The sequence below is a fragment of the Chitinophagales bacterium genome (assembly GCA_041392475.1).
Taxonomy (GTDB): domain Bacteria; phylum Bacteroidota; class Bacteroidia; order Chitinophagales; family UBA2359; genus JAUHXA01.
In genome coordinates this window covers 974,702-999,678 of the sequence record JAWKLZ010000003.1, presented here as the reverse complement: position 1 = coordinate 999,678, position 24,977 = coordinate 974,702, and the positions used below count along the sequence as shown (strand labels likewise).

At 39.3% G+C, this 24,977-nt stretch carries 16 protein-coding genes; 13 read left to right on the top strand and 3 right to left on the bottom strand.

Annotation, left to right across the window (positions count from 1 at the left end; translation table 11 throughout):
- Positions 1–154: 154 nt before the first annotated feature.
- From R3E32_26735 to R3E32_26725, 3 genes are all read left to right on the top strand, one after another.
- Positions 155–1,306, top strand: a complete 1,152-nt coding sequence (locus tag R3E32_26735; protein ID MEZ4888354.1) for a hypothetical protein — start codon at positions 155–157, stop codon at positions 1,304–1,306.
- Positions 1,307–1,490: 184 nt separating this feature from the next.
- Positions 1,491–2,810, top strand: a complete 1,320-nt coding sequence (gene thrC, locus R3E32_26730; GenBank protein ID MEZ4888353.1) for a threonine synthase — start codon at positions 1,491–1,493, stop codon at positions 2,808–2,810.
- 167 nt (positions 2,811–2,977) lie between these two features.
- Positions 2,978–7,132, top strand: a complete 4,155-nt coding sequence (locus R3E32_26725; protein ID MEZ4888352.1) for a hypothetical protein — start codon at positions 2,978–2,980, stop codon at positions 7,130–7,132.
- Here R3E32_26725 and R3E32_26720 read toward each other — a convergent pair.
- Positions 7,080–7,466, bottom strand: a complete 387-nt coding sequence (locus R3E32_26720; protein MEZ4888351.1) for a DoxX family protein — start codon at positions 7,464–7,466, stop codon at positions 7,080–7,082. The genes R3E32_26725 and R3E32_26720 overlap by 53 nt on opposite strands.
- Before the next feature lie 221 nt (positions 7,467–7,687).
- Between R3E32_26720 and R3E32_26715 the strand changes: the two genes are divergently transcribed.
- The 10 genes from R3E32_26715 (at position 7,688) to R3E32_26670 (ending at position 23,046) form a co-directional block, all read left to right on the top strand.
- A complete protein-coding gene (locus R3E32_26715; protein ID MEZ4888350.1) occupies positions 7,688–8,455 on the top strand; it encodes a hypothetical protein in 768 nt (255 codons plus the stop codon).
- 282 nt (positions 8,456–8,737) lie between these two features.
- Entirely contained in the window at positions 8,738–11,146 is a 2,409-nt protein-coding gene (locus R3E32_26710) for a Calx-beta domain-containing protein (protein ID MEZ4888349.1), read from the top strand.
- Positions 11,147–11,249: 103 nt separating this feature from the next.
- Positions 11,250–12,221 carry a hypothetical protein gene (locus R3E32_26705; GenBank protein ID MEZ4888348.1) on the top strand — a complete coding sequence of 324 codons (972 nt, stop codon included), beginning with the start codon at positions 11,250–11,252 and terminating at the stop codon, positions 12,219–12,221.
- Between the two features lie 62 nt (positions 12,222–12,283).
- Positions 12,284–13,405, top strand: a complete 1,122-nt coding sequence (locus tag R3E32_26700) for a hypothetical protein (protein ID MEZ4888347.1) — start codon at positions 12,284–12,286, stop codon at positions 13,403–13,405.
- A 49-nt stretch (positions 13,406–13,454) separates the two neighbouring features.
- Entirely contained in the window at positions 13,455–14,498 is a 1,044-nt protein-coding gene (locus tag R3E32_26695; GenBank protein ID MEZ4888346.1) for a hypothetical protein, read from the top strand.
- A gap of 19 nt (positions 14,499–14,517) precedes the next feature.
- Positions 14,518–15,384 carry a hypothetical protein gene (locus R3E32_26690; GenBank protein MEZ4888345.1) on the top strand — a complete coding sequence of 289 codons (867 nt, stop codon included), beginning with the start codon at positions 14,518–14,520 and terminating at the stop codon, positions 15,382–15,384.
- Between the two features lie 151 nt (positions 15,385–15,535).
- On the top strand, positions 15,536–16,819 hold the full coding sequence (locus R3E32_26685; GenBank protein ID MEZ4888344.1) for a hypothetical protein: 1,284 nt from the start codon (positions 15,536–15,538) through the stop codon (positions 16,817–16,819).
- A gap of 40 nt (positions 16,820–16,859) precedes the next feature.
- Positions 16,860–20,810, top strand: a complete 3,951-nt coding sequence (locus R3E32_26680; protein MEZ4888343.1) for an Ig-like domain-containing protein — start codon at positions 16,860–16,862, stop codon at positions 20,808–20,810.
- A gap of 44 nt (positions 20,811–20,854) precedes the next feature.
- Positions 20,855–21,313, top strand: coding sequence for an IPTL-CTERM sorting domain-containing protein (locus tag R3E32_26675; GenBank protein MEZ4888342.1), 459 nt, complete (start codon positions 20,855–20,857; stop codon positions 21,311–21,313).
- Positions 21,314–21,432: 119 nt separating this feature from the next.
- Complete coding sequence (locus R3E32_26670; protein MEZ4888341.1) at positions 21,433–23,046, top strand: AAA family ATPase; 1,614 nt, start codon at positions 21,433–21,435, stop codon at positions 23,044–23,046.
- Here the strand turns inward: R3E32_26670 and R3E32_26665 are convergent.
- A complete protein-coding gene (locus R3E32_26665) occupies positions 23,043–23,432 on the bottom strand; it encodes a hypothetical protein (GenBank protein MEZ4888340.1) in 390 nt (129 codons plus the stop codon). The two genes, R3E32_26670 and R3E32_26665, sit on opposite strands and share 4 nt — an antisense overlap.
- A gap of 200 nt (positions 23,433–23,632) precedes the next feature.
- Entirely contained in the window at positions 23,633–24,964 is a 1,332-nt protein-coding gene (tilS, locus tag R3E32_26660; protein MEZ4888339.1) for a tRNA lysidine(34) synthetase TilS, read from the bottom strand.
- Positions 24,965–24,977: the final 13 nt, after the last annotated feature.

Here is a 24,977-nt window from a genome sequence, read left to right as displayed (position 1 = left end):
ATTTTCATCATCAATTTGTTTATATTATGAAAACGCACTAAAATCAAAGTATTAGTTATTTATTCTTTAATCAAAGTATGCTTCGTCTTGCTGTGAAATAAATTTTGAAGTATTTTGTTTTTATGTGCTTATTATTTAACCTAAAAAACAAAATATGTTTAACAAAAAAGATTTTGACAAGCTCTCTAATTATACAAACGACTATCCTTTGATTTCTATCTATGTTCCAACTCATCGAGCAGGTGAAGCCACTTGGAACGGAAAAGATGCTTTAGTTCTAAAAAACAAAGTATTAGAGATAAAGAAAAAACTAAACTCTCCAAAATATGATTTAAATCATGCCAAAATAACTTCACTACTAGAACCAGTGGTAGAATTGTATGAAAACTCAGAGTTTTGGTTAAATCAGTCTGATGGGCTGGCTATTTTCTTGTCAAAAGATTTTTTCAAATATTACCACATACCCAAAAATTTCAATTCCAGCTTTTACATAGGTAAGGGATTTCACTTGACTTCATTGGTGTCTTTCATCAAACAAAAGAACCGATTTTTTCTATTGGATCTTAATCAAAAACACATTCGATTGTTTGAATGTATGGATTTTAGTATCACTGAAATTAAAGTAAAAGATGTCATGCCTATCAATATTGAAGAAGCACTTCCAGAAGAACATCATTCTACTACACTTCAATTTCATTCTACCAATGGAAATGGGCCGATTTATCACGGTCAAGGAGGACACAAATCAGAGCTACCCATAGACCTCGAAAAATTCTTTCGCCTAATTAATAAAGGGGTTGAGCAGTTGCTACATGATGAGAAAGTTCCTCTTTTATTGGCAGGAGTAGATTATCTGATACCTATTTACAAATCAGTCTCTACCTACAATTTCTTGATTGAAGATAGACATATAAGTGGCAATGTACAAGATGAAGATTTGGTGCTTCTGCACGAAAAAGCAATCTTGAAAATGCAGCCTACTTTTGAAGAAAATAAAAGAAACCTTATCAAAAAATATAATGAAGTTTCTAACAGCAATTTGGCTACCGATGAACTTCAAGAAACGGTGAAGGCAGCCTATAATGGAAGAGTTGATACGCTGTTTCTCAAAGAAAATGCACATTCTTGGGGAAGTTTTGATGAAAAAAAACAAAGTATCGTTTTTAGTGAAAGTCCAGACGATTCTTCTGATTTATTGAATTCTATTGCAATACAGTGCATAACAAACGGAGGAAATATTTACCTTTTAGAAGAAGAAGATATGCCGTGTGAAAACACAGATGCATGTGCCATTCTTAGGTACTAAAATGTAATCCATCATAGTAATTCTCATAAAAGAGGAAATAGCTTCGAGCTGTTTCCTCTTTTTTTTTTGGATTGACTGCTATTTTTTCCTTTTGCAAGAGTAAGTAAAATCAAACAACTTCTTAAAATTAGGGTGAATCACTATCTTGCAGCGTCTAATACAAACAAAAACCAAGTATCTAAAAATGCAGTTTTACAGTACAAAACACGAATCTCCCAACGTAGATTTAGAAGAAGCGGTCATGAAATCCCAGCCTGCTGATAAAGGCTTGTATATGCCCGAAGTGATTACACCACTTCCCGCCTCTTTTTTTGAAGAAATTGAAAATCTTTCCTTTGCGGAAATGGCGTATCAAGTAGCACACACTTTACTGCAAGACAGCATTGAAGCCGATGCCCTGCAAAAAATCGTGGCGGATACCCTTCAATTTGACGCGCCTTTGCAACCTGTTCATGACAACATTGCTTGTTTGGAACTCTTTCATGGGCCAACCCTGGCCTTCAAAGACTTTGGGGCGCAATTCATGGCACGTTTGATGGGTCATTTTGTACAAGGCAATACAGAAAAACAGTATGTTTTGGTCGCAACATCGGGTGATACAGGAGGAGCTGTTGCCAGAGGCTTTTACCAAGTTCCCAATATCGAAGTCATCATTTTGTATCCAAGCGGCAAAGTGAGTGACCTGCAAGAAAAACAACTCACTACATTAGGACACAATATTTCTGCCTTAGAAATCAACGGCACATTTGATAACTGTCAAGCTCTCGTCAAAACTGCCTTCAATGATGCAGATTTGAACCAAAAAATGAAGTTGGCCTCTGCCAATTCCATCAGTCTTGCCCGCTTGATTCCGCAAATGTTCTACTATTTTCGAGCCTATCAACTATTGAAAGACAAAAGCAAGCCGATGATTGTGTGTGTTCCGAGTGGTAATTTTGGCAACATCACCGCAGGTTTGATTGCCAAACGAATGGGGCTTCCAATCGCCAAATTTATTGCAGCAACCAACGCCAACAGGGTTTTCCCCGATTTCCTTCAAACCGAAGAATATACGCCTATCAATCCTTCTATTGCCACCTACTCCAATGCAATGGACGTGGGAAATCCGAGCAATTTTCAGCGCATCATAGATTTGTATGGCGGTGATATTGAAGCGATTCGCAAAGATATTTTTGCTTGTAGCTACAATGATGATGAAACTTTGGAAACATTGAAGGCGGTACATGATGAGTATGGCTATGAAATGTGTCCACATACTGCTATTGCCTATCGAGGCTTGATGGAATATTTGAACGCCAATGCGCTGACCGATAACTGCAATGGCATCTTTTTGGCTACGGCACACCCGTCTAAATTTTTGGATATTGTAGAACAAACGATTGGCACTTCAATCGAAATTCCGCACGATTTGGCCGTATTGAAGGACAAAGAAAAGGTGGCGAGGAAAATGGAGGTGGATTTTGAAGCGTTTAAGGAGTATCTGATGAATTGTATTATCTCATGATTGAAGAAGGAGGTTTTGCGGTGCAGAAATGGGAAAAGGAATAATACTTTTTGCGGTTCTTTGACAATTTTTGCTTTATAGGAATGTTGTAGTTATTTGATTTCCATAAGTAAAGGATTTTTATTAAATTTACAATTGCGACCTAAACTATAACTATATCCTAATTTATGGCATACCTTTACCTGACCAAAAACTATGAGCGCAAGTACCATGCAAAATACGGTAAGATGCTTGAACCTCATTTTGAAAAGATTAGAAATTCAGAAAACCCTCAATCTTTTATCGAGCAGTACGAACATTCTCCAATCTGGAAAATGAATGTGGGTGAACGCACCAAATACAGGTTGATTCTACAAAAGGTGACTATTCTAATTGAAGGAGTGAATTATGAGGTTTTTTGCATGAAAGGGGTCATATTGAGAGGGGCAAAAGACTATAAGGAAAAAAATTGGAAATATACCATCCATAAATGGATGCAAAAAGATCCAATTGATGAGGATACATTGGTTCTGATTAATGAATGGTTAAAACAACAAATTGCAGATGCTTATACTCCTCCGCCACCGCCACCTGATTCATTGATTATTTATACGACTCCTATTAATAACATTCACCTTTCGAAATCAGATATATATGAATCTCAAGAATGGATTACATCAGTCAAACAAGAAAACATACATCCACACTATGAAGAAATTCGTGAATTGATTGACACGATTCATGAAGACAGTCCTTGCTGCGAAACCATTGAAGATGAAGGAGTTTTTAAGCTCTCGAAAACCGAAAATCTTTACATAGTCCATGCTCAGTTTGAGTTGCCAGCAGACGAAGAAAACCAGGCGCAGAAAATAGCCTTTTTGTTGGATGTATTTACAGACGATAGCAAAGTGACTACTGCTCTATACCAAACACAGCAAAAATATCCCTATACATACGACACACCAAGAGAAAGATTGATGCAGGATTGTAAACGAGCGTATGATAGTTACTTAGTTTGTAGCAAGGATTTGTGGGCAAAAATCGAACAAGATGAGAAAGCCAATTTGGTACTTTCTCATGAAGAACGAACCATTCTGAGAAACCCTACTTTTCCCTTGTTTATCAACGGTCAAGCGGGAAGTGGCAAATCTACTGTCTTGTACTATATTTTTGCTCACTTCTATGCCATGAGTCATGACTACGGACTGCCTACGACCAATTGTTTGTTTTTTACATACAATAAGGATTTATTGAAGCGGGCAAGGAAAAACATTCGAGCCATTTTACAGCACAATTACAAATATGTAGAAAAAAACATTGATGTAAGCAGTCTTAAAAATTCTTTTTATACACTAAAAGACTTCATAACAAAAGAGTTGATTTCGGAAGATGACAAGCTACTGTTTCCCGAAAATAATTATATGTCTTTCAGCAAGTTCAAACAGTGTTACTTGGGCAAACACGAGAAAAAAGAGTTGCATTGTGCCCCTGCCAATCGAAAAAAATCCCCTGATTTGGTATGGCACATCATCCGAACCTATATCAAAGGATACCACCTAAACAAAGAGTTCTCGCTGGAAGAATACAAAAATCTGTTGCCGAGGGATAAAATTGTGGATAGTGAAGTTTTTGAAGATGTGGTCAATACCATTTGGAAGAATTGGTACAGTAAGTTTTTCAAGGACTTTCAATATTGGGATGACCAAGATTTGATTCACCATGTGCTGCAAAATATCCGAAATCATCCACAATCGCCTGTTATATTTTGTGACGAGATTCAGGACTTTACCCGAATTGAGCTGGATTTGATTTGGCGATTATCCAGTTTTACAGACTATGATTTGAGTAGTCAATCCAACATTCCTTTTGTATTTGCAGGAGATCCCAATCAAACCGTACACCCCACAGGTTTCCATTGGGATAGTTTGGAGGACATCTTCAAAAATAGGTTTGCAGAATTGAACCTGTCCGACTTATCCGTCAAAAAGACACAACTTTTACAAAATTACCGTTCCAAAGCTGCCATTATCAAGTTTTCCAACCTTATACAAAGGTTTCGACAAGAATATTTGGGTATCAATGAATTAACTCCTCAAATACCGTGGCAAAAAATCGAAGGCTTTTCGCCATTTCTATTGATTTTGAACGAAGACATCTACCTCCATGACCTGAAAGAAATTCTGCAAAAAAACCAAATTTTACTTCCTACAAGTAGAAGCGAAAAAAATTACATTAAAAAAAATCATTTTTTGTCACAACTTGACCTCATTCCAAAAGAAGAAAAACTGCCTGTTCCAAATATCATGAACGCCGCTTCTGTAAAGGGATTGGAATACGACAAGGTAGTATTGTTCAATTTTGGAGACCATGTTTCCGATGCTTTTCAAAAATGCACTGTACAGCAAGCACTAAATGACGATGAAAAAATTGAGCTGATTCACTTCTTCAACAAACTCTATGTAGCCATCTCACGAGCCAGTAGTGTTCTGTGCATCATTGATACACGAAGAGGTTACGACAATTTTTGGAAGTATTTTATGGATTCCGATTTACTCCCCTTCACCAATACGGTTTGGAAATCCAACCAACTCCTTCCATTGTCCAAAGGGATAAAAGCGGATATAGAAAACATCAAAAATCACGACCCACTAAAAACAGCAAAATCCCTCCACAAAAGCGGAATGGGGCAAGAAAACGATGACCTATTGCTCAGAGCGCAACAATACTACCAAAGTCTTTTTTTGGAACAAGAGGCGTTGGAGTGTGAAGCTTGGGCAAATTGGTACAGAGAAGATTGGCTCGAAGCAGGTGAGTCATTTGCCAAACTAAATGACTTTCCCAAGGCCTGTGATGCTTTTTGGAAAGTCCAACAATGGCAAAGACTGAAAGAAATCTATGGAAATCACAATCCTACACATCCACATTTACTATTTGCGAAGTACATGCTTGGAGAAAGTGATTTCGGGAAACTTTTGGACAACTCTTATTTTGAAGAAAACTGTTCGGCGACCAATGAAAGTTGGAAATCCATTGTGAGTCAATTACAAGAAGATTTTGAAGAAAAAATCAAAATTGGCTTTGAAGCGTATGCGCCTTACGCCGAAAACATAGGCAACAAAGGCTTCAAGGTATTTTTCGACCTTGCAGGAACTTTCTACTTCAAAGACGAAATCTACGACAAAGCGGCAAAGGCTTGGGAACAAAACCACGACCTCAGCCAAGAAAACAACTACACCAAAACAAGAAAACACTATTTACCCACCAACTATTACACAGCCAAAATAAACGCTGCAAAAGGCAGTAAGGAAAAAATATTTTGGTTGGATAAATTGAAGAACTACGAACAAATCACCATCTTTTTTGACACTACGAGCAACAAACAAACCCAGCAGTTTGACCTCCATACCTATCGCCTTGTCTTCAATGCCTATCTAAAAACTAAGAAATTTGATACGGCTCTTCAATATACCTTCCTTTCACTCGAAGAAAAAGTCGAAAAACTCTTAGCCCAAATAGACACTTTGGGACCAAGAAGGGAAACAGACGACCGCAAGAAAAAAATATTCCAGCTACTATTGAAGAAGAACACCAAGGGTGCAAAAATCCTTTTGTCCCATATCCAACTCTTCAAGCGTTGTTTTGATGAAAGAAATGCGATTGCCAAAATCTTAAAAAACGAAGAATGGAAGAACATATTAGAGGCATACCAAAGCTCTGTAAAACCCTATCTACCAGAAGACTTATCCAAAGGATTGCTCTCTCACATCATCAGGCTGCAATGGACAAAAAATGCTGCTGCCAACGAAACTATACGAGCAAAATTTGACTATACACTTCAATTGATACACAAAGGCAACCAAATAAATGCCAATAAAATTCACTACGAAAAACTTTTCCGCAATTTTATCCTACATCCATTTGGAATTGAATTACTGCGGCAGTATGACGAGTTGTTTAGGGTCTTGTTCAACGAAAAAACCAGCTTGCGAACGGTACTAGAAAACCCTAAATGGGAAGATTTACTGACCCAATTTGAGCAAGACTTCCAAACAGAATTACCCGAACGATACACCGAATATTTCGTTGACATCGTATGCGAAAAACTAAACAACCGTAATGCATCATACTTATCTTATACCTTCCAACTGTTGAGCCAGTTGAGTGAAGCCGACAAACTACTCCAATACATCAAACTCATCAATGCCGTTCCGATTCCAGATTCAGAGGAGTCAACAACAGAGGTATTTTCTGACACATTGAAAAATCACCTCCTTACCATAGTAGAGAAATCTATAAATTCTTCAACACAGGCACTTTCTCCCGATTCATCCAAACCAGAATAGCACAACAAATAAACACAACGACTGCCAGCATAAACAAAGCACCTCCATCCCCTTGTACTTCAATACCTAAGATGGTGAAATGTGACATAATCGCTCCTCCAATAACACCCAATCCCAACAAAGCACCGAGCCAAGTCGTGCGTGGAATGACCAGCAAAATAGCTGCAATGAGTTCTGCAATGCCTGAGCCAAAACGTCCAATAGGCTCTAAACCAAGCGTCTCAAAAATATACACTGATTCAGGCGCACCTGTAAATTTGAAGTACAAAGTTTGAAGGAAAATAAGGGCGGGAATAATTCTCAAGGCCCAAGTACCAATTGTTTTTGCGTTCATTAGAATGAATTTTGGTTTTTGATTGTGATGTTTCAAAAATACTCTCTAATTTTCACAAAACAATCACAGAGTTGTATAGATTCTATATAACAATTGATCCCATTTTAAGGCAGAATGAAAGGATAGACATTGAACGAAACCATACTTTCATTGTTTGTACAAACTATAATAACTTTGAAAACCAATTTCTTTTATAACCACCTTCAAAACCTACATACAACATGAAGAAATTTTATGCCATCACCAATTTATTCATCACTGTTTTCCTCATCGCTTGGAACTACATCAGCAATGCCGTTGGCATCAATGGCAATACAATCAGCAAATTGAGTGCTGAATACTTCAATCTGTTTACGCCCGCAGGATATGCCTTTTCGATTTGGGGATTGATATTCTTATCACTACTAGCACACAGTATTTTTCAAGTTAAGAGTGTTTTTGATGATAAAATGCCAGATGACTTTGTTCTGCAAATAGGACCTTGGTTGATTATTGCCAATCTTGCAAACGGCGCATGGCTTTGGTTTTGGCTTAGTGAATACACAGGATTCTCTGTATGCATCATGCTTACCATTCTGACTGCTCTGCTTACCATCGTAGTTCGGTTGAATATGGAACGTTGGGACGCATCCAAAAACATCAAACGTTGGGTTTGGATACCTATTTCGCTGTACAGTGGATGGATTGCCGTTGCTACCATTGCCAATATTTCAGCCTACTTAGCCAAAATAGAATGGCAAGTAGTATTTAGCGAAACCGTTTGGACGGTTATTATGATTGTCATTGCAGCCTTGGTCAATCTGTGGATGCTGAAGTTCCGAAATATGCGAGTCTTTTCAGGCGTTGGAGTATGGGCAATCACGGCGATTGCAGTCAGACATTGGAGCAATATCCCTACCCTTCAATGGACAGCTTTGGCTTGTGTGGTTATGCTGGTAGTGGCCAATATTCTGCACCATTATACATACCCAAATGCAATAGTAGAATAAAGATAGGCTATGGTGAAAAAATAACTTTCCATTTTTTAGCTTCCTTCCCCTTCGCCCCTTCCAAAAGGGGAATAAAGGTTGTAAAGTTATTTTTTCCTTGTTTCTATGAGGATTATGAATCATTACTTATTGAACCACTTCAATAGTAGTGGTTACGATTGAGAATCGTTAGTGAGAGATTTTTTTATTTGCTAAACTGGTTAATTTTAGCGAATTTTGAACGGAAACTACAAATGTGGTAACCCCACTCCAACCCAAAAAAATCTTAATGCCTAACTCGATATGAAAAAATATTTTTTTACACTACTCTCCATTATTATCTGCAATGTTTTCTCTACTCAAATAATATTTGCTCAAAAAGCAGTTATTATAGGACTAAACCATGAAGCACCTGACGGGATAGCTTTTGTAGCAGGTGAAGACATTTTAAGTGGTACGGCTATTTATTTTACCGAAAATGAATACGATAGCAGTACACATAGTTTTATTGACGTAACATCAGAATCTGTCATAAAATGGACTGCTCCCAGTGGAGGTGTCAACAAAGGAGATGTCATATTTGTGAAAGAAATTTCCACAAATACTTTCTCCATCGCCTGCACAAATGGTTCTGGTGCATCCACTTGCGGCACAATTCAACATTTAGGAGGTACATTTGGAATTTCTGCTACTGGAGAAGTGTATTATGCTTATGCAGATACTGACGATAATCTTGCGAACGGATTTACAGAAATTTATTCCGTTATATTCACAGGTGAAGCTTTTGTCAGCAGCACTGGAGGAAATATTCCTTCGAGCCTTAGCCCTGCCTCTGACTATCCCGATGCCATTATTGTAGATGGATTCCCTGTAATAGCTAATGATGAATTTCATAATCGAGTAGAATACAACCCAATCAATAGGACTGCAACTATTGGCGTAACAGAACTCGAAGATCCCAGCAATTACCTTCATGGCGAAGCGAATGCAGATTTATCCACCAATCCTTTTACCAATCTTACCATAGGCTCAGTTACACCAAGTGTTTCAATAGATAACGTAAGCATTGAAGAAGGAAATGGCAGTGGAAATACTGTTTTTACCTTCACAGTTTCTCGAAATGAAAACACTACTGCTTTTAGTGTTAATTATGCTACTTCAAATGGTAATGCCATTGCAGGTACAGATTATACTGCAAAAAGTGGCACAATTAATTTCACCTCAGGAGGTTCTTTGTCCGCTAGTATCACAATAAATGTCAGTCGAGACGATGATTTTGAAGTCCACGAAACGTTTTCTGTAACTTTATCCAATGTTACGAATGGCGTTGAGATTGCGAATGCAGTAGGGCAAGGTACTATATTGAACGATGATACTTCAAATTCCCAACCTAAAATAGCTATCATAGGGTTAAACCATGAAAATCCCGACGGATTTTCTTTTGTTGCCACTGAAGATTTATGTTCTGGTACAACAATTTATTTCACTGATCGAGATTTTGATAAAGCCAATTTACAATTTAACGTCACTATAGAATCAATATTGAAATGGGAGGCTCCCAGTTCTGGCATTACCAAAGGAGATGTAGTCTATATTGAAGAAACAGGAACGAATGTTTTCAGTGTAGCTTGTACGGATGGCTCAGGGACATGTGGAACAGTGACATATATTGGAGGAACTTTTGGTATTTCGGCAGAGGGAGAGGCATTTTATGCTTATGCAGACACGAATGATGACCCCAATGATGGTTTTATTGATTTGTATGCTGTCTTGTATTCTGGTGACAACGATAGTGGCACACCTGGCGGAAATCTTACTTCAAATGAAAATCCCAGTTCCATTTTTACCAATGCAATCGTTATACAAGGTTTTCCAAATACCAACGCAAATAGAATGGAATTTGACCCTACTAAAAGAAGTCAAGCAATAGGAAAATCTGCCCTTGAAACTACTTCCAATTGGTTACACGCTCAGGCTAATCAAGACCTGTCTGTAGTAGCTTTTACCAACCTAACTTATACGAGTTCGAGTCCCGAAGCAACCATTGCAGTAAGCAATTCGCCTTTAAACGAAGATGCATCTGGAACCATCAATTTCACCATTACTTTGAGCAGCAACGCTATCACGAATATTGATATTGGTTTTACAATTAGTGGCACTGCAAATGATGTAACAGATTATTCGGTTGGAGGAAGCGGAGTATCTTACAATACTACTTCAAATACAGGCATTGCTACTATTCCTACAAATAGCAATTCAGTTCTAATTACCATTGACCCTACTGCCAATTCTACAATGGAAGCAGATAAAACCATTGTTTTGACCATTAATGCAGGAACTTGCTACGATATAGGAACTCCAAACACTGTATCGGGTACTATTGCAGATGATGATGTTCCTGTGGTTAGCATTGCACCAATCACTTCTACAGTCAGCGAAAACAGTGGTAGCAATCTTGTTTACCGCTTTACCAGAACTGGATTGACGACTACTACACTAATGGTCAATTTCAGCATTGCTGGCACTGCTGCTGACGGAGATTATTCGGTGGCAACAGATGGAACGGGGCTTGTCACCTATTCGGTAGGCACCAACACAGGTACAATTACCTTTCCAGTCAATTCCTCAACCGTAGATTTGACAGTGACACCAGCAGGAGATACCGATATTGAAGCAGATGAAACGGTGGTGGTGAATATTGAGAATCCTTAGTGATTAAATATTATGCACAATTATGCACAAGACGGTAGCCAATCAATTTGATTGCAAAAGCAAAAAATTATAAATTGAAAGTATAAATCAACACAATTCACAAATGAAGATTTTCAAAACAATTCAAATTCTAACACTCTTCCTATTTTTTAGCCTATCTGTCTTTGCACAATTAGGTATTAACACAGATGGCACAGACCCCAATTCTTCTGCAATGTTGGATGTAAAATCCACTGACAAAGGAGTACTCATACCGAGGATGACGGAAACTCAAAAAAATGGAATTTCAGTTGCTGCTGCACAAGAAGGATTGATGGTTTATCAGACAGATGGCACCAAAGGCTTTTATTACTATGATGGCACTTCTTGGCAGCAAGTCGGAGGCAGTGGTGGAAGTGGAGATAATTTAGGAAACCATGTTGCTACACAACCACTTACTTTGGTAAATATGACAACTACACAGAGAGATGCTATCTCCAATCCTCAACCAGGAATGCAAATTTATAATTCAACAATAGGAAGACTCGAATTTTTTCAAGAACTACCTCCGACAACCTTTCTTAATATTACCAACAATGGAAATACTGAAAATGGTTGTACTTCTATTGCCCAATCTTTCAAAGTCAATAGTTCCTTTTTTATCAATGAAATCCTTGCAAAAGTTGATTTTGGTGGGAACACAGGAGATGTCACCTTGAAGATTTTTAATAGCGATGGAACTGGTGGGGCAGAATTATTTTCAGAAACCTTTTCTTTTGCCAGCATCCCCGTTCAAAATGGCAACGAATATAATTTTGTGTTATCGAACCCATATCTTACCAATTGTTGCCCAACCATTACTTTTGAAATCACCCAAGTTGGAAATACCAATATGACTGCACATATTGACTTTCAAAATATGGTTTCTTTCGATTTATTCGATGATCCTAATCCTGACGCTTATGTTGAGGGAAAATTCTATAAAAATGGAGTCAATTCTGATGCAACAGATCAGTCTAATTTTCCTACGGTTATTTTTACTCGTCGGGATTTGCATTTTAAGATAACAACTCAAAGAAAGCAGTGGACGCAATAATACAGGCAGGAAAGTAATTGTTGAAGTACAATTGTTACTTAATTTCTTCAATTCAATTTATCATGAAATACAAATTATTTACAATATTATTTCTACTTTCCTTCTCCTTGAATGCTCAGACACACCTCGTTCTTAGTGGTGGTCAAGCAACCCAAACAGGCGGAAATTTAGTGGTGAAAAATGCCAATTTCACAGTAAATGGAACTTTTGCAGCTTCTGCGGGAAAGGTCGAAATAACTGGTGCAGCTGTTGCAGCAAGTTCAAAAATTGGAGGCACAGGAACTGCTACTTTCTATAATGTAGAAATTGACAAAAGCAGCAATAATGCCCAATTAGGGGGAAACATCACCATAGCCAATCAACTCACTTTGACCAATGGCAACTTGGATGTATCTTCCAATACTTGCACGATTGGCAGTAGTGGAACGATTACAGGGGCAACTTCTGCGAAGTATGTCAAAACGAGTAGTACAGGTACGCTTGCTCAAACAGTTGCTGGTTCCAATGTCGTTTTCCCTGTAGGAAACAGTGCTTTCAATCCGATGACTTTATCGAATGGCGGGACTTCTGATGTTTATCATATTAGAGTGACAGACGATGTTTTGGATGGAGGTACTTCGGGAATATCTGAAACAGCAGATGTCGTAGATCGAACTTGGTTGGTCACTGAAAATGTTGGAGGTGGAAGTGATTTAACCATGACTGCCCAATGGAACGTAGGAGAAGAGTTGAGTTTTGTTAGGAATTTGGCTGTCCTTTCACACTATACTTCCAGTTGGGACGCACCAGAATTTGTAGGTGCAAGTGGCAGCAATCCTTACACGGTTAGTCGAGCAGGAATCACAAGTTTGTCTCCTTTTTCCGTTCGTGAAGGTTCTATTTTACTTTCGGTAGCGGTTTTACCTTCTTCTTCTATTGAAAGTGTGGGTACTCAACTTGTTTACACCTTTACCCGTTCAGGAAATTATACCACTGGAAATGTAATGGTAAGTTTTTCTGTTGGAGGAACGGCAGAATTTGGAACAGATTATAGTCAATCTGGTGCAGCTACTTTCAATACAACGACTGGCACTGTGCTGATTCCAAATGGGGTCTCTTCCGCTACTGTGATACTCACCCCAACTGGAGATACTGATATTGAAGCAGATGAAACAATTGTTTTAACAGTAACTGGAGGGAGTTAAATTTAAATAATCGTAGTATAAAGTTTATTGATTTGATAAAATAGAACAGATGATGACAAACAAAATCAATTATTTTCATTTTGAGAAGTTAAAAAAGCATGTTTTTCTTATTCTGCTAATGATTTATGTGTTGTTATTTGGAGTTAAATTACATGCACAAGAAGATGGGGTGATAGATGATGTAGGTGACATTATGATTGTTGGTACATTTGAAGCAGGACCAGGAGACGGTATTGCCTTTTTAGCACTGGATGAAATTCCCAATAACCAAATTATTCGATTCACAGATAAGGAATGGGATGGTAGTAGCTTTGAAACAGGAGAGGGCTATGTAGAGTGGATCAACAATACAGGAAATGAACTTCCAAAAGGCACAGTAGTAATATTGGAAGGGGCAGATGATGGCAATGGAACTTTAGGCTCGGTAAGTGCCAATATCGGGCAAGCTTGTGAATGTGACTCTGGTTTTAACTTTACCCAATTTGAGCAGTTTGTTGCTTTTACGGGTGATATTTCAACTCCAAATTTTATCACCGCCTTTTCATTTGGAGGAGGAGATGCAACCCATTCTTATGCAAATATGAATCTTACACTTGGTTCTACTCGTTTTGATGCAGCTTCAGAAGAAAGTCCTTTTCCAGTTACATGGATTTACAATGGTAGTACAGAGTGTTTTTCTGGTAATGCAGCTTGTCAAACTCAAATTTATACTCCTTCAAATTGGACTAATAACTTAACATATCCAGATGATGTGCCTACTTCTTGGAGTTTTGTGGAATCTATTCCTGAGATTATTATTAATCCCATTACGCCTACTGTAAGTGAAAATGGAGCTTCAAGTCTGCTATTTAGATTCACACGGAATGGAGATACTTCAAGTTCTTTGATGGTTAACTTCAGCATCAGCGGAACGGCTGCTGATGCTGATTATACGGTTGTCACAGGGGGAACAGGATTGGTTACTTATAGTGCTGGTACCAATACAGGAACGATTACTTTCCCTGCCAATTCATCAACCGTAGATTTGTCAGTCACACCAGCAGGAGATACCGATATTGAAGCAGATGAAACGGTGGTTATTAATGTTCTATAACCTTAAATACATTTAAAATATGAAATCAATATTAATTCAATCTATTTTTTGGACGCTTATTTTTTCAGTTGATTGCTTTTGTCAACTAGAGACATTTGAAGACGACACTGCAAATACTTTGAGTTTTTCAACCGATGGTTTTGTTTTTAATACAACAGGTGATATGTTCGTAGAGTTTTATGAAGATTTGGGATGTAATTCAGACCAATGGCTTGGTTCGGGGTTTGGCGATGGAGGAACAACAAGCACCTCTTTTGGCAGTATTGAAGTGGGAACTGTTGGACATAGATTTGTGCTATCTACTTCCACTGCTTTGTGTGCATGGACAAGTAATGATGATGGTAACAATTTTGCAGTAGGGGATGTACAATTTGTAGGTACACTTGCTGCGGGTGGAACGATTTCTGAAACTTTCACTATAACTCCTCCTGATAACTTTAACTTTGATATGATTACTTTTTCAAATGCAATTTGGGGAGGACAAGAGTTAACGAGGTTGACTTTTAATATCATTTCAGGAGTGAATTATTTAGCTCTTGACAACATCACTTTTGATGATTTGATAACAACTCCCATCGTAAGCATCTCAACAATTACTAATTCTACTATCGAAAATAGTGGAACAAACCTTGTATATCGTTTTACACGAACTGGCAACAACTCTAGTACTTTGACAGTCAATTTCAGTATCAGTGGCACAGCTGCCGATGCAGATTATAACGTTGTGACTGGAGGAACAGAATTGGTCACTTACAATGTGGGTACCAATACAGGAACGATTACTTTCCCCGTCAATTCTACAACGGTGGATTTAACAGTGACTCCTGCTGGAGACACAGAGATTGAAGCAGATGAAACGGTGTTGGTGATGGTAGAGAATCCATAGCATTTCAATATTATTTAGGAGAACACTCCAAATACAAATACTGTTAATGGATGTTTAATTCAAAATTTATTTTAAAGTCAAGATAAAAAGTTTTATATTAGATAATAATTTACAAGTTTACCGAAAAAGAAAAAAAAATTACACTTACCTCATGAATCATTACCTTTTCAAATTTTTGGTTGGCTGCTCTTTTCTACTTTTTATTTGCAGCAATATGTATGCAGTAGATGCGCTGTTTTTTGTTCAAAACGGCACACTTTATCGTTATGAATTGCCTTCAGGCCCAGAAGTTTCCCGAGATTTTTCTTCCGAGGAAAATAATACCAATTCCGATCTTGTCTTTGATGAAGTAAATCAAAAATTGTATTGGGTTGCCAATAATGATGTGAGAAGTATCCCCGCAGACTTTAATTCTACTACTCCTTTTACAACTGAATTTTCAGCAAACAATGGTTCAAATGGTACTCCATTAGGAGCAAGAGGACTCTCTATTGATGGAGTAAATAATAAGGCCTATATTGGAGAAATTAGCTCCTCAGATTTTATTAATTACACACAAGAACTCGTCTCTTATGACATGAACAATGCCAACCCAGTATCTACTAGAACAGTATTGCACAGTTTCAGCAGTAATAAAGACATCAGTTCAACAGTAGTTGATGCAGACAATAACAGAGTGTATTGGGTACAATTAGGAACCGAAATCGGATACGTTGATTTGAATGGCAATAGTCCTACTACTTTGCTTTCTTTACCCAGCAGTGACTTATTTACGATACGAAAAGACCCGACCAGTGAGCGAATTATTTTTACGAATGCCAATAATACAACCCCAGGAATTATTGGAGCAATTTCCACCAGTGGAGGGTCGGTTACAACGCTATATACTACTAACCCGCCAGCCAGTTCGTTTATAGAGGTAAGGGCTTTAGCTATTTTAGGAAATGGAGATACCTATTTCACACCCGCCACTATTTCCTTTTCAGGCACTCAATCAATTGTGTTTTTAAAAGGCAATAATAGTAGTGCTCCTATGAGTACATCTTCGGTTATAGGAACTTCCTTCTCATCCTCTTCTCTCGTGTATTTTTTGGCAGCAGGGAGTTTTGGAACAGTAGTACCTTCTGTTACAATTTCCGCTACTACTGCTTCTGTCTCAGAAAATAGTGGAACAAGTCTTGTTTATCGTCTAACCCGAACGGAAGATAATTCTGCTACACTAACAGTCAATTTCAGCATCAGTGGCACGTCTGCCGATAATGACTATACAGTAGTAGCAGGTGGAACAGGAAGTGTAACGTATAATTCAACCAACAATACAGGTACAATCACCTTTCCTGCCAATTCTGCAACAGTAGATTTGACCGTGACACCAACAGCAGATGTTGGCATTGAAGCTGACGAAACGGTGATTGTGACTGTTGATAATCCTTAATTATAGTAAATCAAAATCAAACAAAATAATATTTTTCAACATGAAAAAAATAAACATTACACTTTATCTAAAATTTTTAGTTGTGTTTTTATGTATTGGCTTCAATCTGGGGGAAATCAATGCACAAACCTACACAGTTGGCACACCCAGCTCTGCAACGGGAACCATCACCAATGATGATTTCCCAAGTGTCAGTTCTATCGTAAGAGCAGATGCCAATCCCACCAATGCGACTACCATCAACTTTACGGTTACTTTTAGTCATGCAGTGTCAGGAGTAGATGCCACAGATTTTGTATTGACCACAACAGGTTCTGCTTCTGGCACGGTTGGAACACCTACCACAAGTGACAATATAGTTTACAATGTACCAGTCAGTTCTGTCACTGGAAATGGAACTATTAGATTGGATGTAGTAGATAATAATACGATTGTCAACACTGGGCAGCCCATTGGAGGAAATGCTGCAAATGATGGAGATTTTACCACAGGAGAGGTTTATACGATAGACAATACTGCTCCAACAGTCACCATTAATCAAGGTTCGAGTCAGTCCGACCCTACGAATACTTCTCCCATTGTATTTGATGTGGTGTTCAGTGAATCAGTTACAGGTTTTGCCACAGGCGATGTGACTCTTGGAGGAACAGCAGGGGCAACAACAGCAACAGTATCGGGAAGCGGTACAACTTATACCGTGAGTGTAACAGGCATGACAGGCGACGGAACAGTAACAGCAAGCATCGCCGCAAATGTGGCTACGGATGCTGCGGGCAACAACAATACTTCCAGTACGAGTACCGACAATTCTGTTACCTATGATACAAATGCCCCAACAGTCACTATCAATCAAGGTAGCGGTCAGTCCGATCCTACGAATACTTCTCCCATCGTATTTGATGTGGTATTCAGTGAAACGGTTACAGGCTTTGCAACAGGTGATGTGACACTTGGCGGAACAGCCCCAGGTACTTTGACGGGCACAGTTGCAGGAAGTGGCACAACTTATACGGTAAGCGTAACAGGTATGACAGGTGATGGAACAGTCATTGCCACAATTGCTGCTAATGTAGCGATTGATGTGGTAGGCAACAACAATACTGCGAGTACAAGTACCGACAATTCTGTTACCTATGACACGACTGCACCAACTGTTACCATCAATCAAGGTTCGAGTCAATCAGACCCAACCAATAGTTCTACTATTGTATTTGATGTAGTCTTTAGTGAAACGGTCGCAGACTTTGCCACAGGGGATGTGACGCTTGGCGGAACAGCAGGGGCAACAACAGCGACAGTTTCAGGAAGTGGCACAACTTATACGGTTAGTGTAACGGGTATGACAGGGGATGGAACAGTAACAGCAAGCATTGACGCAAGTGTGGCAACAGATGCCGCAGGCAACAACAATTCAGCGAGTACGAGTACTGACAATTCTGTAACCTATGATGGAACTGCTCCAACAGTCACCATCAATCAAGGTTCGAGTCAATCAGATCCAACTAATAGTTCTACTATTGTATTTGATGTGGTATTCAGTGAAACTGTCACAGGTTTTGCCACAGGGGATGTGACACTTGGCGGAACAGCAGGAGCAACAACTGCCACCGTTACAGGTAGTGGCACAACTTATACCGTGAGTGTAACAGGTATGACAGGGGATGGAACGGTAATAGCCAGCATTGCCGCAAGTGTGGCAACAGATGCTGTGGGTAACAACAATACTGCCAGCACAAGTACTGACAATTCTGTTACCTATGACACGACTGCCCCAACAGTCACCATCAATCAAGGTTCGAGTCAATCCGATCCAACCAATAGCTCTACCATTGTATTTGATGTAGTTTTTAGTGAAACGGTCGCAGACTTTGCCACAGGGGATGTGACGCTTGGCGGAACAGCAGGAGCAACAACAGCGACAGTTTCAGGAAGTGGCACAACCTACACCGTGAGTGTAACAGGCATGACTGGTGATGGAACAGTAACAGCGAGTATTGCGGCAAGTGTGGCAACAGATGCCGCAGGCAACAACAATGCCGCCAGTACAAGCACTGACAATTCTGTTACTTATGATGTAACTGCTCCAACAGTCACCATCAATCAAGGTTCGAGTCAATCAGACCCAACTAATAGTTCTACTATTGTATTTGATGTGGTCTTTAGTGAAACGGTCGCAGACTTTGCCACAGGGGATGTGACACTTGGCGGAACAGCAGGAGCAACAACAGCGACAGTTTCAGGAAGTGGCACAACCTACACCGTGAGTGTAACAGGCATGACTGGTGATGGAACAGTAACAGCGAGTATTGCGGCAAGTGTGGCAACAGATGCCGCAGGCAACAATAATGCCGCCAGTACAAGCACTGACAATGAAGTTACCTATGATGGAACTGCTCCAACAGTCACCATCAATCAAGGTTCGAGTCAATCCGATCCAACCAATAGTTCTACCATTGTTTTTGATGTGGTATTCAGTGAAACGGTCGCAGACTTTGCCACAGGGGATGTGACGCTTGGCGGAACAGCAGGAGCAACAACAGCAACAGTTTCAGGAAGTGGCACAACTTATACCGTGAGTGTAACAGGCATGACAGGGGATGGAACAGTCACTGCAAGCATTGCCGCAAGTGTGGCAACAGATGCTGTAGGCAACAACAATGCTGCCAGTACAAGTACCGACAATTCTGTTACCTATGACACGACTGCCCCAACAGTCACCATCAATCAAGGTTCGAGTCAATCCGATCCAACCAATAGTTCTACTATTGTATTTGATGTAGTTTTTAGTGAATCGGTCGCAGACTTTGCCACAGGGGATGTGACGCTTGGCGGAACAGCAGGAGCAACAACAGCGACAGTTTCAGGAAGTGGCACAACCTATACCGTAAGTGTAACAGGCATGACAAGCGATGGAACGGTAATAGCTAGCATTGCCGCAAGTGTGGCTACGGATGCTGCAGGCAACAACAATGCTGCCAGTACAAGTACCGACAATTCTGTTACCTATGACACGACTGCCCCAACAGTCACCACCTTCTCCCCAGCCGATGGTGCTGAAAGTGTTCTACTTGGTAGTAATTTGGTGATTACTTTCAGCGAAAATGTAGTGGTAGGGACAGGCAACATCACCATTCATTTGGTTAGTAATAACAATACAGAACAAACCTTGGATGTCACAAATGGATCTTTGGTGTCAATCAGCAACAATGTGGTGACCATCAATCCTCCAACTGACTTCAATCCCAATACCCAATATTATGTAAACATTCCCAACACCGCTTTTGTAGATGCTGCAAGCAATGCTTTTGCAGGAATTTCTAATAACTCCGATTGGAATTTTACTTCTTGTGCATGTTTGCCGATTTGCAGCCCACTGCCAACTGCAACAGGTACTTATACGGGTTCGTTTTCGGAAACAGACGGAGCGGGTTACACGCATTTTTGTGATGCTTTGGGGAATTTGTTGTTGTCGGTGAAAATTCCTGCTGGGGGAAGTATTGCTGATAATGCGGTATCTTTAAAAATTAATAGTCCTTTGGTTTCATTTGAGAGTATATATTGTGGAGTAGGAAATCCTTTCACAGGTTGTTTTGTGAGTAATGCAAATGGAGCAGCTATCTTAGACAAACAATGGGATATTAATGAAGGAATGACATCTAGTTTAACTTTCCCTTTTAATATTGTTAATTATTTTACAATGAATGATATAACTGCAATTCAAGCAGTTGAACCAGGTGGGTATCCTACCCCTGTTGGTGGAATGTCTGACATTCAGTTCTTTAAGATAAATGATAATAATAATTCAATACCTCAATTCCCTGACCCAAGCACAGTTAGCGGGCTTAAAGTGATTGTTGTAAAAAATGGAGGCTTAAGTACTGGAACATGGCAATTAGCTCCATTTTTAGTAGTGAATGGAATTGGTGCAGAATACAAAATTGGAAATATTGCTGGAGGTGCAGGTATTGGAGGAAAAATAAAAACAAATTAAAAGTATATAAATCAAATTTTACAAAAAAAAAAAATTATTCGAGTATGAAGTTATTCACCATTATTTTATTTTTTATATCCACTACTTTAATAGTGGCACAATGCCCTTCTAATTTAGAAGACCCTTCTCCTGATGGGATTGGCACGGCAGGTCTTAACATAGGTTTTCCAAATGCTACTTGTTCAGGTTTTACACTTGGGACTTCGTTAACTACAGGAAGCATTTTTATCAATGGAATCGAATTTGTTTCTAGCGGATTTTGTGATGGCAATGGATTTGAAACATATAACTCATCAAGTACAACACCTATTGTTACTACTAATGGTTATTTCGTCGATTTTGACGGAGGAGAAGTGGACTGTAAATATAGCCCAGCAGGTACTTTAATTCCAAATGTGCCCACCCTTTCCGAATGGGGTTTACTTATCCTTGCTTTGTTGTTGATGACGATGGGTACTTTGTATCTTATCAACAACAAGGTAGTTACTGCGAAGGAACAATAAAAAACACTTCTTTTTTTAAGCACAAAAGATTTTCTTGCTCCCACTGTCCTCTTTATTTTGAAAGGGCAGTGGGAGTTTTTTTTAGGTTAAAATTAAAATTTGCTGTATCTTCATGGACTATGAAAAAATTACCTTTAGGCTTACAGAGCTTCAAGAATATCAGAGAAGAAGGCTTCTTGTATGTGGATAAAACCCGTCAAATTCATCAACTTATCAGCGAAGCCTCCTTGTATTTTTTATCTCGCCCTCGACGTTTTGGGAAGACCTTGCTCTTGTCGACTATTCGAGAAATATTTGCAGGGAAAAAAGGACTTTTTGAAGGTCTATACATCGCCGAAAAGACAGATTGGCAATGGAAAAAGCATCCTGTTCTTCACTTCAATTTTGCAGCTTTTGGACACAAAGTAACCCACCTCGAAGAAAGTCTTAAAAATTTGATAGCAAGCCATGCGGCAAATTTTGAAGTGCCTATTAACGCCAATTTTATATCCGAACAATTGAAGGAATTGGTCGTTGGAATAGCTGTCAAAGACAAACCTGTGGTTTTTTTGGTAGATGAATACGACAAACCCATTGTGGATTTTATGACTCACAAGGTACAGGCAAAAAAAAATCGGGATATTTTGAGGGATTTTTTTTCTCCTTTGAAGGATTTGGAGGAACAAGGACACTTGCGCTTGTTGTTGATTACAGGAGTTTCCAAATTTTCTAAGGTGTCGCTTTTCTCTGATTTGAATCACTTAACAGATTTAACCATTCATGAAAATGCGGTGGATTTGGTGGGAATGACGGGAGAAGAATTGCAACAATACTTTCATCCATATATTGCCATTACGATGCAAAAACTAAAAATGGACAAGGAGGAATTGTTAACGGGGCTTAAATTGTGGTACGATGGTTATTCTTGGGATGGGAAAACGTTTGTCTATAACCCTTTTTCTTTGCTCAACTTTTTTAGTGCCAGTCGGTTTGGCAATTTTTGGTTCAGTACAGGGACACCTACTTTCTTGGTGCATGAGCTGCAAAAGCAGAAAACAAAGCCCAAAGAGATGGAAGAAATCACCGTTACTGAAACATCTTTTGACAAGTTTGACCTCGATAATTTGGATATGTATATGCTGTTGTTTCAAACGGGGTATTTGACCATCAAAAAAACCGAGCGAAAGCGTTATCGAGTGCGCTATACACTTGGTTATCCCAATCAAGAAGTCAAAGAGGCTTTCACGCACAATCTTTTAGAAGTTTACACCCACCAAACGCCAACGATAGTAAGCCAAGCGATGATAAAAATAGAAGATGCGCTGCAAGACAATAATTTGGAGGAGTTCGTTCTTCAATTGAAGGTGTTGTTCTCCAATATTTCTTACCACCTATTGCCCAGAACCAAGCACAAAGATGCGACAGAAGTAGATGAGGAAAAAGCATTTGAGGTGTGGGAAGGATATTTTCAAACGGTAATCTATTTGGTGACTTCCTTTTTGGGTTTGGCTGTTCAGTCCGAAATTACCCACCACAAAGGGCGTTTGGATTTGCTCATTGAAGCAGACGAGTATCTGTACATCATGGAGTTCAAACTGGAAGAAGATGCTGCGGATGCTATCCAACAAATCAAAAGTAGGGAATACATTGCCCCTTACCGCAATTCTACTAAAACCGTCATATTGTTGGGTGTGAGTTTTGACAAGGAAGAACGGAATGTAAAAAGTTGGCAGGCAGAAGAATGGCAGCGTTAAAACTCCAAATCCTCCTTCAAATCCTTCATCATCACATACTGCGAAATGGCCAAGCCCACACTTGAGGCAAAACTTTTAGCTTGTTTTCGGTTTTTGCGGCTGATAGAAATGTGAATTTCTCCTCCCTTGGTAGTTGGGAAATCTTGTGCTGCTTGAAGGGTTTTGAGTTGTATGCGAAGTTTTGCGGTAAATAAATTGCTGTCAAACAAAAGGTCTTGAATATCATCAAATGGAATATCAAGCGTTTTTAGGCCTGATTTGAAATAACCCACAAGAGCATCTTTGGTCTGATACTCAATGCGAATAACTTCTTTACCTGCCTGTATTACGCCTTCGGTTTCGGCAAAACCTTGGTAAGCATCCATTTTGAAGGAAACCGTTTCCATATATGTTGATTGAAAGTTTGGTGAGCAAAAGTGTTATTAAAGGTAACTACTAAGCCCCAAAATAAGTTCCGAAAACACAAAAGACGTGAAACGAATCATCGCCTCACGTCTTTTGTCTATCCTTAGGGACAAATGAAAATTAAAAATACACTTTGTAAAGTTATTTTTGAAGCGTTCCTTATTCGATAATATATTCAACTTCAACAAATACTAATTTTTAGCACTTGCTCTGTTTTGTGGGTAATTTTGAAGCGTTCATCAGGTCGGTAGCCCACCACCCAAACGATGTGTTTTTTGTCATCAGCCAGTACCCACACCCTTTCTTTATCAATGCGAGGCATTTTGAGGTCAATAAAAAAGCGGCTGAGTTTCTTCTTTTTGCGCTTCATGCCGAGCGGGTAGAAATAATCACCGTCTTTCCACCTTCGCAGCATGAGCGGAAATTGCAGCCTATCGAAATCCAAACAAGCGATGTTGGCATCTGTAGGAATAACAAAATTTTCGGCAGAAATTTCCTCCAATTGCAGTGATACATCCATTTTTTCTACCACCGTTTGCCCTTTTTCAATTAGAGCAAAACCACTGTTCCTATCGTTTTTTTCCGAAAGGATAAAATGCTTACGATCCTTGATAATTTGGTGTGTTTCAGAATAAAAAATCTTTCCTGCCTCCGCTTCAAAAGCTGCTGCAATTTGGTCGGTTTGTGCCGCATTGAAGCCGTATTCCTTCAATATTTCATACAAGACCGTTCGCACTGAAGGAATTTTTTGCAGCTTGCCAATCGAAATCAACGTATCATTTTTTTTGCGCTCCAACAGTTTTTTGCGGTAAGCGGCAATGCCCTCCCGATAGATTTGCTCTACTTCAATGAATCGCTGTGCATTGTCATAAAAAGTCTGTACTACATTGGGATTCAACTCCGCCAAAACAGGCAATACCAAGTGCCGAATTTTGTTCCGAGCATATTTGGTACTATCATTGCTGGCATCTGTTCGATAAGAAAGCCCTTGTGCGGCGCAGTATGTTTCAATATCTTGTTTAGAAGCAAATAAAAATGGACGGATGAGTTTGCCGTTTTTGGGCAAAATTCCATGCAGCCCTGCAATGCCTGTACCTTTGGTGAGGTTGTAAAGCATGGTTTCCGCTAAGTCATTTTGATGGTGTGCCGTAGCAATGAATACGTAGTCGTTTTGGCTGCGAATCTGCTCCAACCATTCGTAGCGCAATTCTCTGGCAGCCATCTGAATGGACAGTTGATGCTCAGTAGCATACGCATTGGTATCGAAGCGGGTGGTAAAAACAGGCATTTTGTACTTTTCTGCCAAGTGTTTCACAAATTCTTCATCTCCATCAGATTCTATTCCCCGAAGCGAAAAATTGCAGTGCGCCAATCCTATTTCAAAACCTGCCCGATGCAATACATCACACAGCACCACTGAATCTATTCCGCCGCTGATAGCCAACAAAATACGGTCTTTTTTTTGGAGGAGGTTGTTTTGGTTGATGTATTGACTGAAGTTTTTTAGTAGCATTTTTCGTAATTGC

What these genes read in the sequence shown, in the direction of transcription:
- R3E32_26715 (MEZ4888350.1), top strand. Translation starts at nt 7,688, where the DNA reads ATGAAGAAATTTTATGCCATCACCAATTTATTCATCACTGTTTTCCTC.
- R3E32_26675 (MEZ4888342.1), top strand. Translation starts at nt 20,855, where the DNA reads ATGAAGTTATTCACCATTATTTTATTTTTTATATCCACTACTTTAATA.
- R3E32_26680 (MEZ4888343.1), top strand. Translation starts at nt 16,860, where the DNA reads ATGAAAAAAATAAACATTACACTTTATCTAAAATTTTTAGTTGTGTTT.
- R3E32_26700 (MEZ4888347.1), top strand. Translation starts at nt 12,284, where the DNA reads ATGAAATACAAATTATTTACAATATTATTTCTACTTTCCTTCTCCTTG.
- R3E32_26665 (MEZ4888340.1), bottom strand. Translation starts at nt 23,432, where the DNA reads ATGGAAACGGTTTCCTTCAAAATGGATGCTTACCAAGGTTTTGCCGAA.
- R3E32_26685 (MEZ4888344.1), top strand. Translation starts at nt 15,536, where the DNA reads ATGAATCATTACCTTTTCAAATTTTTGGTTGGCTGCTCTTTTCTACTT.
- R3E32_26710 (MEZ4888349.1), top strand. Translation starts at nt 8,738, where the DNA reads ATGAAAAAATATTTTTTTACACTACTCTCCATTATTATCTGCAATGTT.
- thrC (MEZ4888353.1), top strand. Translation starts at nt 1,491, where the DNA reads ATGCAGTTTTACAGTACAAAACACGAATCTCCCAACGTAGATTTAGAA.
- R3E32_26695 (MEZ4888346.1), top strand. Translation starts at nt 13,455, where the DNA reads ATGATGACAAACAAAATCAATTATTTTCATTTTGAGAAGTTAAAAAAG.
- R3E32_26735 (MEZ4888354.1), top strand. Translation starts at nt 155, where the DNA reads ATGTTTAACAAAAAAGATTTTGACAAGCTCTCTAATTATACAAACGAC.
- R3E32_26725 (MEZ4888352.1), top strand. Translation starts at nt 2,978, where the DNA reads ATGGCATACCTTTACCTGACCAAAAACTATGAGCGCAAGTACCATGCA.
- R3E32_26705 (MEZ4888348.1), top strand. Translation starts at nt 11,250, where the DNA reads ATGAAGATTTTCAAAACAATTCAAATTCTAACACTCTTCCTATTTTTT.
- R3E32_26670 (MEZ4888341.1), top strand. Translation starts at nt 21,433, where the DNA reads ATGAAAAAATTACCTTTAGGCTTACAGAGCTTCAAGAATATCAGAGAA.
- tilS (MEZ4888339.1), bottom strand. Translation starts at nt 24,964, where the DNA reads ATGCTACTAAAAAACTTCAGTCAATACATCAACCAAAACAACCTCCTC.
- R3E32_26720 (MEZ4888351.1), bottom strand. Translation starts at nt 7,466, where the DNA reads ATGAACGCAAAAACAATTGGTACTTGGGCCTTGAGAATTATTCCCGCC.
- R3E32_26690 (MEZ4888345.1), top strand. Translation starts at nt 14,518, where the DNA reads ATGAAATCAATATTAATTCAATCTATTTTTTGGACGCTTATTTTTTCA.